9 protein-coding genes and 2 pseudogenes are annotated in these 12,823 nt (G+C 70.9%); 3 read left to right on the top strand and 8 right to left on the bottom strand.

The features are described from left to right. Positions 1-100: 100 nt before the first annotated feature. Both AOK24_RS19145 and AOK24_RS19140 read right to left on the bottom strand, forming a co-directional pair. Positions 101-1,012, bottom strand: coding sequence for an alpha/beta hydrolase (locus AOK24_RS19145; RefSeq protein WP_055721293.1), 912 nt, complete (start codon positions 1,010-1,012; stop codon positions 101-103). A 78-nt stretch (positions 1,013-1,090) separates the two neighbouring features. Then, positions 1,091-2,104 carry an NADP-dependent oxidoreductase gene (locus AOK24_RS19140; RefSeq protein ID WP_055721292.1) on the bottom strand — a complete coding sequence of 338 codons (1,014 nt, stop codon included), beginning with the start codon at positions 2,102-2,104 and terminating at the stop codon, positions 1,091-1,093. 148 nt (positions 2,105-2,252) lie between these two features. Between AOK24_RS19140 and AOK24_RS19135 the strand changes: the two genes are divergently transcribed. Next, complete coding sequence (locus AOK24_RS19135; protein WP_055721291.1) at positions 2,253-2,726, top strand: winged helix-turn-helix transcriptional regulator; 474 nt, start codon at positions 2,253-2,255, stop codon at positions 2,724-2,726. A 52-nt stretch (positions 2,727-2,778) separates the two neighbouring features. Here AOK24_RS19135 and AOK24_RS19130 read toward each other — a convergent pair whose 3' ends face one another. The 4 genes and pseudogenes from AOK24_RS19130 to AOK24_RS50820 all read right to left on the bottom strand — a co-directional run. Continuing rightward, complete coding sequence (locus AOK24_RS19130) at positions 2,779-3,597, bottom strand: LuxR C-terminal-related transcriptional regulator (protein ID WP_055721290.1); 819 nt, start codon at positions 3,595-3,597, stop codon at positions 2,779-2,781. 386 nt (positions 3,598-3,983) lie between these two features. Next, positions 3,984-4,315: pseudogene (locus AOK24_RS19125) on the bottom strand (site-specific integrase); the annotation flags it as partial. 72 nt (positions 4,316-4,387) lie between these two features. Beyond that, positions 4,388-6,070: a CocE/NonD family hydrolase gene (locus AOK24_RS19120; RefSeq protein ID WP_055721288.1), complete on the bottom strand. Its 1,683-nt coding sequence runs from the start codon at positions 6,068-6,070 to the stop codon at positions 4,388-4,390. A gap of 134 nt (positions 6,071-6,204) precedes the next feature. Beyond that, positions 6,205-6,300 (bottom strand): annotated as a pseudogene (locus tag AOK24_RS50820) (IS3 family transposase); the annotation flags it as partial. 319 nt (positions 6,301-6,619) lie between these two features. On the opposite strand from AOK24_RS50820, the gene AOK24_RS19115 reads away from it, so the two are divergent. Beyond that, entirely contained in the window at positions 6,620-7,393 is a 774-nt protein-coding gene (locus AOK24_RS19115; RefSeq protein WP_055721287.1) for an ABC transporter ATP-binding protein, read from the top strand. 63 nt (positions 7,394-7,456) lie between these two features. Next, positions 7,457-9,970, top strand: a complete 2,514-nt coding sequence (locus AOK24_RS19110; protein WP_055721286.1) for an ABC transporter permease — start codon at positions 7,457-7,459, stop codon at positions 9,968-9,970. 570 nt (positions 9,971-10,540) lie between these two features. On the opposite strand, the gene AOK24_RS19105 is transcribed toward AOK24_RS19110, so the two are convergent. Together AOK24_RS19105 and AOK24_RS19100 are read right to left on the bottom strand one after the other, a co-directional pair. Then, positions 10,541-11,485: an alpha/beta hydrolase gene (locus AOK24_RS19105; RefSeq protein ID WP_159051924.1), complete on the bottom strand. Its 945-nt coding sequence runs from the start codon at positions 11,483-11,485 to the stop codon at positions 10,541-10,543. A 245-nt stretch (positions 11,486-11,730) separates the two neighbouring features. Further along, positions 11,731-12,747 (bottom strand): LacI family DNA-binding transcriptional regulator, encoded by a 1,017-nt coding sequence (locus AOK24_RS19100; protein WP_055721284.1) that lies wholly within the window; start codon positions 12,745-12,747, stop codon positions 11,731-11,733. Positions 12,748-12,823 lie beyond the last annotated feature (76 nt).

The following is a 12,823-nucleotide window of genomic DNA, read 5'->3' as shown; positions in this document are numbered from 1 at the left end:
GAGACGGAACTGCCGGGCACCATCTGGACCCGCAAGGTGCCCGGCAGTTCCGTCTCCGTGAGCCGCGGTTCTCATGCCAGCCGGCGCCTGCGGGTCCCCCTCAGGTGCCCAGATGCCGACGAAGCCACTGGCCCATCTGCTGGACGGCCCGGTCGACCTCGGGTACGCGTCCCGCGCCCAGGACGAACGAGTGCTGGCCTTCGGGCAGCGGGTGGACCTCGGTGATGATGCCGAAGTCCGCGAGACGGCGGGCGAGTTGAGCGCCGTCGTCGGCGAGGGCCTCGTGCTCGCCGTAGTGGACGAGCGTGGGCGGCAGGCCGGTGAGGTCGGCGTTCACGAGGCTGATCTCGGGGGCGGCGAAGTCCACTCCGGGCTCCTGGAGCCAGGATGCCCGGAAGAGTTCGAGGATGCCCCTGCCGAGCATCTTGTCGCTGTCCTCGTTCGCGTCCACCGACGCGTTCCGGAGGGTGAGGTCGGTCCAGGGCGAGACGCTGACGATCGCACCCGGGGTCGCCTCCCCCTGCGCGAGCAGGCGCAGCGGCAGCATCACCGCGAGGGTGCCGCCGATCGAGTGGCCCGTGCTGCCGATGTTCCGCGGTTCGTAGCCCTGGGAGAGCAGCCACCGGTAGGCGGTCTCGGCGTCGTCGAGCTGTGCCGGGTGGGGGTGTTCGGGTGCCAGGCGGAAGTCCACGACGAGGGAGCGGGCGCCGGCGGCCTTGGCTATGTGACCGGCGGCCTTGCGGTCCGAGTGCATCGAGGCGGTGACCGACCCGCCGAAGTGGAAGTGGAGCAGCGCGCGGTCGGGGTGGGCGTCCTCGGGAATGCACCACAGGGCGGGGACGCCGCCCGCGTCGACCTCGGCGTAGGTGACGCCTTCCGGCTCGGCCGACGCCCGGTGGTTGGTCTCCACGATGTCGCGGACGACGGCGAGGTCGAGGCCCGGTGTCGAGGCCTTCGCGCTCACGCTCTCCAGGAACTGCGCGAACTCCTGTGCCGCTGGACTTGCTCCCACGGTGTGCTCCTTCATGGTTCGGTGCCACGCCCGCTGCCGGCGGGCGTGCCGGTTGCTGTGCGTCTGCGGACGGCCCGGTCAGTCGTCGTGGGGAGTCATGGAGACCACGACCTTGCCGGACTTGGTCCGGCCCTGTTCGAGGTACGCCATCGCTTCGAGGGTCTGGTCGAACGGGAAGACCGCGTCGATGACCGGGCGGAGCTTCCCGCTGTCGTACAGGGCGCTGAGCGTGCGCAGTTGGGAACCGCTGGCCCGCATGAAGAAGAACTCGTAGCGCACGCCGAGCGCCTTGGCCCGCTTGCGGATCTTGCGGCTGAGGGCGTTCATGAGGACGCCCAGGGGGAGCGGGGCTCCCAATTGCTTGGCGAAGCCCGCGTCCGGCGGGCCGGTGACGCCGATGGCCAGGCCGCCGGGCTTCAGTACGGTCAGCGACTTCTCCAGGTTCGCCCCGCCCAGGGAGTCCAGCACCAGGTCGTAGCCGGAGAGCGTCCGCGAGAAGTCTTCCTTGGTGTAGTCGACGACGATGTCGGCGCCGAGGCTCCTGACCAGCTCCTCGGAGGCGGGGCCCGCTGTCGTCGCCACCGTGGCGCCGAGGTGCTTGGCCAGCTGGATGACCGTCGATCCGAGGCCCCCGGCGCCGGCGTGGACGAGCACCTTCTGGCCCGGCTTCACGTGCGCGCGCTCGACGAGGATCTGCCAGGCGGTCAGGGCCACCAGAGGCACCGCGGCTGCCTCCTGGGCGGTCAGCGAGGCCGGCTTGGGCGCGACGTCGTCCTCGTCGATGGCGATGAACTCCGCGAACCCTCCGATCCGCAGGTCGCGCGGACGGGCGTAGACCTCGTCGCCGGGCTTGAAGCCGCGTACGGCGGGGCCGACCCGCACCACGACACCGGCCACGTCGTGGCCCAGCACGAACGGGCGCCGGTACTTCAGGAGCTGCTTGAACTCCCCGTTGCGGACCATCTTGTCCAGCGGGTTGACGCCGGCGGCGCGCACGCGCACCAGGACGTCGCGGTCCCGGACGGTGGGCTCGGGCACCTGGGCGGCGCGTGTGCCGCCCGGGCCGTACTTCTCGACGACGAATGCCTTCATGTCGGCTGCCTTACTCGGTGATCTTCTCCGTGGCCGGTGCGTGTCCCGCGCCAACCGTGACGCTACTCGCTGAGTATATGAAAGTAAACTCAGCTGAGGCTAGAATCACCCCATGAATGCGTGGACGGAAGTTGTTCAGGATGCCGGCATGGTCCCCCGTCTCGACCGGGACACGTCGAACTGCTCGATCGCGCGGACCCTGGAGATCGTGGGGGAGAAGTGGACGATCCTGATCCTGCGCGAGGTCTGGTACGGCTCGTCCCGCTTCGGCGACTTCGAACGCGTCCTCGGTTGCCCCCGCAACCTCCTCGCGGCGCGGCTGCGCATGCTCGTGGACGAAGGGATCCTCGCCGGCGAGACCTACAAGGAGCCCGGCTCACGGAGCCGCCCCAAGTACGTGATCACCCCCAAGGGCATGGACCTGGTCCCCGCCGTCCTGGGGCTGTTGCAGTGGGGCGACCGCTACCGCGCCGACCCCGAAGGGCCCGCCGTACTGTCGAGGCACCGCGCGTGCGGCGCCCACGTCGACGTCCAGATCCGCTGCGAAGAGGGCCATGCCGTCCAGGCGGCCGACATCGAAAGCGTCCCCGGCCCGGCCTTCCGCATGAAGCCCGCCGGGTGAACTGAGCACGATCGCGCACGGCGAACGGCGCCGAGAGCGTGCGCGGGCCGGGTCAGGGCAGAAGGCCGGCGCGACGGGCGATCACGACGGCTTCGAGGCGGGTGGTCGCGTGGAGCTTGGACATAGCGGACTTCATGTAGCTCTTCACGGTCTGCGAGGTCAGTCCGAGCCGCTCGGCGATGGTCTTGTTGGGCAGCCCGCAGGACGCGAGAGCGAGCACGTCCAACTCTCGCCTGGTCAGGTCGTCCAGGGGACGCTTGTCGGTGCCGGGCTCGGTGAGCCGTTGTGCGATGTCGTGCAGTGCGCGTTCCAGCGCGGGGTCCGAGACGCGCCGGCCGAGAGTCCGTAGCTCGGTGTACGCCTCCCGAACGCGTTCACGCAGGCTTCCGAGATCCGCGTCCTTCTCCTCCTGGCTGCCCCGCAGGGCGTGCGCGGTGACGAGTTCCTGCTCCAGCGCGCGGGCCTCGTCCTTCAGGCCGTCCTGGATCCGGTCGCCCACGATCTCGTCGGTGCGAAACGCCGCGTACATCAGCGCTATGGGCCTGCGGTCGACGACCACCGGTACGGCGGCGATGGAACGGATGCCTTCGGCGCGGATGATGAGGTCGTAACGGTGCGTGATCTGGTCGCAGGAGAAGTAGTCGTTCACCGCGATCGGCCGGCGTGAGGCCACTGCTCGGCCACCCAGTCCCTCGCCATGGCGCAGGACCGCTCCGCGCAGGGCACCCACCGTCGGCCCCGCGAAGTTGCCGAGCACCAGGTCGTCGGCAGGGGTGACGGAGCCTGCGAAGGCCAGCGAGACACCCGTTGCCCTGCGGACGCGCTCGGCCGTCCGGTCGAGCCGGTGGGGGAGGTCATCGGCGATCTTCATCGATCCCCTTCTTCGTACATGCCCGGCGCGGTGTCTGAACGTCATGGCGAAGGGAAGACGGAAGCGGTCGTTCTCGGCGAAGGCCCAGCCGCTTGCCGTGAGGCCCCCATGGGGGTGCGGTTCCACCTCGGCAGGCGAAGACAGCGGGCCCCACGGTCTCCCGGCTGCTTCCCTGGGGCGCGTGAGCGCTGTTCACATTGATATCAGACCAACGGAGCTCGTCATCGGTCAGGCTTGTCCTGGAGATCCGGCTGTCCACCTGCAAGGACGTCGCTGCGCCCATGGCGACGACGCGGAACCGGATGCCGGGGATGCCGAGCCGGCCCGCCTCGACCGGAACGCCGCTCGCCGAGGTGGGTGAGATCGCTGTGTGAGCGTCGAGCAGGGCGCGGAGCTGCCCGTAGCCGCGTACGTGGCTGGGCACCCTTCGCCTTCACCGGGGCCCGGCGCCCGGCCAGGTTCGGCTACTCGGCGGATCTCCTCCGACCGAGCGACCGCCATCTTCGAGCGGGCCGGGGTCCGCGAGTCCGGCGGTCGTATCCGCTTCACCCAGGCCGGCACCGCCGGGCCGTCGTATCTCGTCGTCCGCCACGGTGGCGAGCGGACGGGCCTCGCCGAGGAATTCGGCGGTCTTGTCGCCTCCGGTGGTGTACGAGCGGAGGGTGTTGGCGTTGCTGGGCGAGTCGAGGAAGACGTAGGCCACCGTGCGGACGGTCAGCGCCTTTCCGGCGGGCAGGGCCGGAACGCGTTCCGCTGGCGAACCGGTGTGAGCGGCCGACAGCCCCCTGGTTCAGCCTGCGGACGTGGGGATGACGGGCAGGACGATGCGGGAAGGGTGTGCGGCGTCGTGGGCGACCTGTTGGTGGGCTGGACGGGAGTCCGTCTTGTCGTCGAGGAAGGCGGCGGTGTTGAGGTTGCGGTCCCAGCGGGGGAAGTTGCTGGAGGTGACGTGGACGCGTATGCGGTGTCCGGCGAGGAAGACATGGCTCGTCGACCACAGGTCGACGGTGTGCTCGGTGAACTCTCCCGGTGTGGTGACCGACCGCACGATCCCGTCGACGACGTTCCGGGAGACGCCCGCGGTGTCGACGTCGCAGAGCCGGACCACCCAGTCCGTGGTCGGGGCGTCGGTCGCCGCGTGGAGAATCGCGCGGACGCGGCCGGTGACCTCCAGGTCCTCGGTCAGCGGCTCCGTGGTGTGGACGAGGACATCCGGTCGTGCTTCGACGGCGGCCTGATCGAGAGGGCCGGGCCGGAAGTTCTCCGTCATCAGGAGCGCGCCGCCCGTGGTCGGCACGGGGTCGGCGGGGTCGTAGATGTAGGTCTCGCTCCCCTCACCCGCCTGCGGGAGGGCGAAGGTGAGCGCCCCGTCCGACCGCAGGAACAGGTCCGTGGGGACGGCGCGGGTCAGGGGCCACTCCTGCTCCTCGCGCCACTCGTTCCTGCCCATGACGAAGAGCAGCACCGGGGGCAACTGTGGCCCCGACGGGGTGGTTTCGGGGGCGAGCCACTGCCGGAGCCATGCGCTCTGGACGTCGGTGAGGCTGCCGCGGAACCCGAGGAGTTCCGCGCTCGCCGCCATGCCGAAGTCGACGTCGCCGATCTGGTGACCGTGGTTGACATGTGTCCAGGGGCCCATGATCAGAGTGCTGGGCCGCCCTGCCGCGTGGCTCGCGGTGAAGTTGTCGAGGGTCCCCTGACTGAAGACGTCGTACCAGCCGCCGGTGTGCAGGCTGGGCAGGTCGACTTCGGCTTGGCGTCCCGCGACCCGGCAGGCCGCGCTCCACCCGGGCTCCTGGCGGGAGCGCTCGTAGCCGATGTCCGGGATGCCGTGGCGCCGGAAGGCGGGATGGCGCCCGGCGGGCAGTTCCCGGTATCCGGACGTCGCGGCCATGTCCAGGTCGTGGACCAGCGCCTGGAGCGCCGCCGGGAGTGTGGCCGGAGTGGCGGCGTGCCGGCGCAGGACGGTGTCCACTCCCTGCTGCAAGGACCAGGGCAACGCGATGCCCAGCTCACGGGCCCCTCCCCGCGCGAAGAGCCCGTCGTCCGGTTCGGAGAAGGTGTCGAGCGGAGCGATCGCTTTCAGCTCGGGCGGCCCGGACAGCGCGGCCATCCACTGCGTGTTGCCGAAGTAGCTCTGCCCGAACATGCCGACGCGGCCGTTGGAGCCCGGGAGGGTCGCGGCCCAGCGGACCGTGTCGTAGCCGTCGCCGGCCTCGTGCGTCCACGGGTCCCACGAGCCGTCAGAGGCGAACCGGCCTCGGGTGTCCTGGATCACGACGAGGAATCCCTTGCGTGCCAGGCCCGTCGGATCGAGAGCGCCGAGCAGCAACGGGGTGTTCTTGCCGTAGGGGAGACGGGTGAGCAGGACGGGCCATGGTCCGCCTTCCGCGGGCTGATACACGTCCGCCCGCAGCACAGTGCCGTCGCGCATGGTGGCGGGAACGTCGTAGCGGGCCGTCACGTCGTGCATGTACCGGTTCCTTCTGTCGCGCCGAGTCGAGGGATTCCGGACTCTCGCAGCCCGCATCACGCCCCGGCACCCCCGAAATAGGGGTGGCGGGACCGGAGACGGGTGAGCCCTACGGGGCGCCAGGACGGCCTTGCCCGGTGGACCCGTATCCCTCCGACCCGGGTGCCTTCGCGCTTCAGGACGGCGTGGACGCGCGGCGAGCCGTAGATCCCGCCGGAATCGGTGTGGATCTGCTCCGTTCCGGCTGCGTATCGGCCTTATGACTGAGTCCATGAGGGGGCGATTTGTTCGTTTCTTGCCGGGGCGGCGTGTGAGGGAAACGACGGCTTTCCCTCCTTTTCCCGGGCGCCTGCTCCTGTGCGTCATCCTCGGAGCTGACGCGCAGCCATACCTGAGAGCTACCAGGCCCGTTCGGGCGTCAGCTCCAGGTAGTCGGTCATTCGGCTGATACGCGGAGAGGGGTACGGGCCGGACGATGAAGGGAGTTCCTGGTCAGATACGCCGCAGCGTGCATCTGGCCGTCCGTGTCATCGATCGGAGCAAGACCTCGTGACCACAGTGCAGTCCGCGACCCGCACTCCTACTCTCGCCGCCCGTGCCACCGACCTGTCCAAGGTCTATGGGCAGGGAGATACCCGGGTGGTCGCTCTCGACCGGGTCAGTGTCGGCTTCGAGCAGGCCCGGTTCACGGCGATCATGGGGCCGTCGGGGTCCGGCAAGTCCACGTTGATGCATTGTGTGGCCGGACTGGACAGCTTCTCCTCCGGCTCGGTCAGCGTCGGCGACATCGAGCTCGGAGCCCTGACGGACCGGCAGCTCACCAGACTCCGCCGGGACAGGGTCGGCTTCATCTTCCAGGCGTTCAACCTGCTGCCGACCCTCACGGCGCTGGAGAACATCACCCTCCCGATGGACATCGCCGGCCGGGCGCCGGACAAGGAGTGGCTGGACACCGTCATAGGGATGGTCGGCCTGTCGGACCGGCTCATGCACCGCCCCGCCCAGCTCTCGGGCGGCCAGCAGCAGCGTGTCGCCGTCGCCCGCGCGCTCGCGTCCAAGCCGGACATCGTCTTCGGGGACGAGCCGACCGGAAACCTGGACTCGCGCGCGGGCGCGGAGGTCCTGGGGTTCCTGCGCGACTCCGTACGGACGCTGGGCCAGACCGTCGTCATGGTGACCCACGACCCGGTCGCCGCGTCCTACGCGGACCGAGCCGTCTTCCTCGCGGACGGGCAGATCGTCGACGAGATGCACGAACCCACCGCGGACGGGGTCCTCGAACTCATGAAGTCCTTCGACACCCCCAGATTCCGTACGAGCTGAGCCGGACCGCACCGAGTCGAACCGACCGCCCCGCCCCCCCACCTCACCAGGACAGACACCACCATGTTCCGCACAGCCCTGCGCAACGTCCTCGCGCACAAGGCCAGACTGCTGATGACCCTGCTAGCCGTCATGCTCGGCGTCGCGTTCGTCTCCGGCACCCTGATCTTCAACGACACCCTCAGCGGCGCCTACCGAGACCAGGCGGCCAGGAACTACGCCCACGTCGACGTCGAGGTCCGCTCCTACAGCCAGTCAGAGAAGGCCCCCGGCCTCAGCGGGCAGCAACTGGACGAGATCGCCCGCCTCGACGGGGTCGCCGGAGCTGCCGGGCGGGTCGGCGGGGCCGCCGACGTCGCGGACAAGAACGGCGGACTCATCGGCGGTGGCTCGTCCGGCATGGGCGCCAACTTCGCGCCCGGGAAGGACGGCAAGGACCCGCGCTACGCGTTCACCGACGGCAGCGGCCCCACCGAGGCCGGGCAGGTCGCGCTCGACAAGGACACCGCCGACAAGGGCGGCTACCACGTCGGCGACACCGTGCGCGTCGCCCTCAAAGGCCCGGCGAAGCCGTACAAGCTCTCCGGCATCTTCACCACCGACGACACCGGGGTGGCCCTGGGCGACAGCCTGACCCTGTTCGACACGCCGGTCGCCCAGCGCCTCTTCCTCCAGCCCGGGTTCTACGAGTACGCCACCGTCACCGCCGACGCGGGCACGTCGAACACCGAACTCGCCACCGCCCTGAAGAAGCTCCTTCCGGACGACACGGACGTCAAGACGGGACAGCAACTCGCCGACGAGAGGGCCAAGGGAGGCGCGAGCGACGCGTCGACACTCAGCGCGATCCTGCTCGCCTTCGCCGCCGTCGCGCTCTTCGTCAGCGTCTTCCTGATCGCCAACACCTTCACCATGCTGGCCGCCCAGCGCACCCGCGAACTCGCCCTGCTGCGCGCGGTCGGCGCCTCCCGCAGGCAGGTCACCCGATCCGTCCTGACCGAAGCGATGGTGGTCGGCGCCGTCGGCGCCGCCGCAGGACTCGGACTCGGTGCCGCCATGGCCGCCGCGGCGCGGTCCACGGTCGGTGTCTTCGGCACGAAGAACCCGGACGGGCCGCTGGTCGTCACATCGACGACCGTCCTGGTCGCGGCCGTCGTCGGGGTCCTGGTCACCATGGTGGCGGCCTGGCTGCCGGCCCGCCGCGCCGCGAAGATCCCACCGGTCGCGGCGATCGGCAGCGCACACCTGCCCGCCACCACCAGGTCCCTGCTGATACGGAACCTGCTCGGCGGCGTCATCACGCTGCTCGGCGCTGCGGCCGTCGTCGTCGGCGCCGGGGCCGGCGGCTCCGAGGGCAGGGCGCTCGTCGGGTCCGGCGCCTTCCTCGCCGTAACCGGCGTCCTCGTGCTGATCCCGTTGCTGTCCCGGCCCGTGATCGCGGTCGTCCAGCCGTTGCTGCGGCGCGTCTTCGGGGTCTCCGGCAAGCTCGCCGGCCAGAACGCCGTACGCAGCCCGCGCCGCACCGGTGCCACCGCCTCCGCGCTGGCCATCGGCCTCACCCTGGTCAGCGCGCTGACCGTGCTCGCCACGACCCTCGGCCAGTCCACGGACAGGATGACGACGGACATCGTCAAGGCGGACTACATGGTCAGGGACAGCGGCGCGGACCTGGACGCCTCGGCGGTCGCCGCACTGCGCAAGGCGCCCGGCGTCACGACGGTGTCGCAGGAACAGCAGTCCTGGATGCAACTCGACGGCGTCCAGGAGGATGTCTCCGCCGTCACCCCGGCGGACTTCGACAAGACCCTCCGCCTCCCGGTCCTCTCGGGCTCGCAGGACACGCTCGCGAAGGGGCAGGTCGCCGTCTCCGACGACGAGGCGCGGGCGCACGGCTGGAAAGTGGGGGACACCCTGCCGGCCGTGTACGGGGACTCCGACAAGAGCCGCAAGCTGACCGTCGGCGCCGTCTTCGAGTCCAACGAAGTCGTCCTGCCGGTCGTCGTCTCCGCGGACGTGATCGATCCGAACGCCACCTCCACGACCTTCTCGAAGGCCTACCTCAAGACCGACGGCAGCACGAAGCAGAAGGCACTCACCGACGTCCTCGCCGGGCGCCCGGGGATCGAGGTCCATGACCGGCAGGCCATCCTCGACGAGTTCAGCGGAGCCTTCGACACCGTGCTGAACGTGCTGTACGCACTGCTGGCGATCTCCCTCGTCATCGCCGTGCTCGGGGTCGTGAACACCCTCGCGATGTCAGTCTTCGAACGGCAACGGGAGGTCGGCATGCTGCGCGCCGTCGGACTCGACCGGCAGGGCGTGACCCGGATGATCCAACTCGAGGCCGTGGTCATCTCCCTCTTCGGCGCGGCGACCGGAATCGCGGTCGGAGCCTTCCTGGGCTGGGCCGTCTGCGAGGTCACCAAGGCCGAGATACCGGGCTACACATTCGCGCTCCCATGGAACCGCTTCGGCCTCTTCCTACTGCTGGCAGCCCTGATCGGCCTCCTGGCCGCCCTGTGGCCCGCCCGCAGCGCAGCCCGGCTGAACATGCTCACAGCCATCAAGTCCGAGTAGGGCGAGCGAGTCACCGCACGGCCGTAGGCACTTAGTGTCGACGGCCGTACGGCCGCGCGGCGAGGAGAAGCCGGGGCCGCATGGCGACGTTCAGCGGGCTTTTCCGCCCCGATGACGTGGGCGCGCAGCGCGGTAGACATCGTCCTGTGTGGTGTCGGGCGGGCCCCAGCCCTCTGAGCCGACGCACAGGCACCGCTCCGTGATCCTCTCCGGCGACGCGGTGGTGGCCGGTGGATCGTGCGGCTGAGCGGACTTGGCGCCTCGCTCGCTCAGGGGGTACCCCTCGCGCTGTCCGCCGCGAGGGAGCCGGACTCCGACGAGACGGGTCGGGCCGGCCTCGTCGTACATCGGTACGTCGTGTTCCTCGTCGGACCACCGGGGCGGGGCATCCCTCTGGGCGAGTACCTCGGCCCGCGCCCGGCGACGCTGGTGGTCCTCGCAGCTGCGGCGGTCGAGCCCCGGCTCCTCGCCGAGGCAGCCCGGCGGGAGAGCTGGCGGGCCGCCTCCGGCGTAGTCGTCGAACTCCTGGTCGTGCGCCCAGAGGGGCCGCAGTCGCGGAGACTGCGGGCTCTAGGAGCGCTGCGCGGGCGCCGAGGAAAGGGCCTCATGCACGAAGGCCCGTACCCTCCGGCGGCATTGCCGGCCCTCCGCTGAGGGGACCTGGAGGAAACCGTGGATCGTGCCGGGCCACTCGTCGAGGACGACCGGGACGTCGTCGGCGCGCAGCCGCGCCGCCAGCCGTCGGGAGTCGTCGAGCAACAGGTCGTGTCGGCCCACCGGAACGTAGGCGGGCGGGAGGCCACGGAACGAACCGAACAACGGAGACAGCTCAGGATCGCGGAGATCACGCCCGTCGGCGTACCAGGCGGCTGCCTCCAGCAACTGCGAGCGGGTGAGCAGGTCGCGTCCGATGTTCGCCGTGCTGCTCGCGCCGCTGAGCGACAGGTCGGCCCAGGGGAAGACCGGCACGACGGCGGCGGGCATCGGCAGACCCTCGTCCCGCGCTTGTTGCAGGAGGGCCAGTGCCAGGCCGCCGCCGGCGGACTCGCCCATGACCACCAGCCGGTCGGCGCCGGGGGCGCGGACCAGCTCGCGGTAGACGGCGAGCGCGTCGTCGACCGCTGCGGGGTACGGGTGTTCGGGTGCGAGCCGGTACTCGACGCTGACCAGGTCGGGACCGTTGCCGGCGGAGAGGTGGGCGGCGGTGACGACGTCCCTGGCGCGGCCGGCCATATAGGCCCCGCCGTGCAGGTAGAGGACGGTGCCGTGGGCGCGCACCCCGGATGACGCGCGGACCACCGGGACGCCCGCGATCACCTCCTCGGTCAGGCGCACGCCCCGGGGGCCGCGAGCCAGCGACGTGAGCCGCCGCAGCAGCCGGCGATCTGCGGCCACGTCGGCAGGTGTGCCCTCCTTGCGGCGTCCCCGTCGGCCGAGTGCCGAGCTGAGGAACCGCATGGTGAGACTGGGACGCTGGGCGGCGAGCGCAGCGGGGGTGATAGTGGGTGGGGGCACGCAAGCTCCTTGAGGAGAGAGGACTTCCGTGAGGATCCGGGCAGCGATCGGCCGGACCGCCGTTCCGTCTCCCTGTCCGGTCGCTGTTCCGTTCTCGGGCCGCCACGGTGGGCCGTCCCACGAGCGGGGGAGGGGCTCGCCGTGCCACAGCCGGATCTCCGGCGGTTCCGCAGCGTGCCGCTACTAAAGCGCGTTAGTGGAGCGGGCGCAAGTGTGCCGCAGGGCCAGCTCCGAGGGCGCAGAGGTCAGACCGAGCTGCGCTCGATCACCCGGGCGACCTCGGGCCCGACCGGCAGGGGGCGGTCCTCCAGCAGACTGGTGACGGCCTCGACGAGGTGGCGCGCCGTGTCCCGCATGTCCACCGCGACCATGGTCAACGGCGGCGACGCGAGCCGCGCGGCCGGGGAATCGACGGCGCCGATCACCGCCAGGTCCGACGGCGCGGTCAGCCCGAGCTCGCGCAGACCCGCGAGGACGGCCAAGGCGGCCACGGCGTCGTGGGCGCACACGCCGGTGACTGCCGGGGTCAGCTCGCGCCACGCCGCGACGGCGTCGACGGCGGCCGAGGCTCCCGCCTCATCGCTGGGCGTGGCCAGTGCGACCGGGGCCGGTACGCCGTACTCGGCACAGGCCCGCCGCAGCGCTGCGAGGCGCCGCTCGCCCGCCTCGGCCAGGCGTTCGTCGTGCGGACGGGCGTAGCCGAGCCGACGGTGCCCCGCCCTGAGCAGCCGCTCGACCTGGAGCCGGGCGATGCTGTCCTCCCGGGGCCCCCAGATCCACTGCGCGACGGGATCGGACTCGGCGGTGAGGGACACGACGGCGCGCACTCCGTTGCGTCGCATCGCGGCGACGGCACTGTCCGGCAGGTCCCACGCGAGAACGGCCACGGGCGTGATGGCGTTCCACACGTCGTCGGCGGGCCTGCGGGACCACGGGTGGATCACCGCCGTGAGCCCGGCCGCCGCGAACTCCGCCGACAGGAACTCGGCCAGGGCACCGAGGTCGGTCAGCGGCAGCTGCGGGGGCTGATGCAGGAGCACGACGTCGCTACGGCCGCGGCTGAGGGTCCGGGCCTCCGCCGAGGGGGCGTACCGCAGCCTCGCGGCGGCTTCGAGGACGCGCTGCCGCGTCGACTCGGAGATCGTCTGCCCCTTGGTGCCGTTGAGCACGAAGCTGACGGTGGCCCTGGAGACGCCCGCCTCCCGCGCGACGTCGGCGCTGGTGACCCGGCCCCCCGGCCGGGCAGCGGCCTGACCCGCCATCCGAACTCCTTCCGCTCTTGTGGGTGTACCACGCCCGATGTACTGTACCGGCCACGTTACTAACGCGCGTTAGTAA

Source organism: Streptomyces niveiscabiei (assembly GCF_001419795.1).
In the GTDB taxonomy this organism is placed as follows: domain Bacteria; phylum Actinomycetota; class Actinomycetes; order Streptomycetales; family Streptomycetaceae; genus Streptomyces; species Streptomyces niveiscabiei.
Note: the sequence above shows the minus strand (reverse complement) of the source record. Positions and strands in the feature narration are given on the sequence as shown.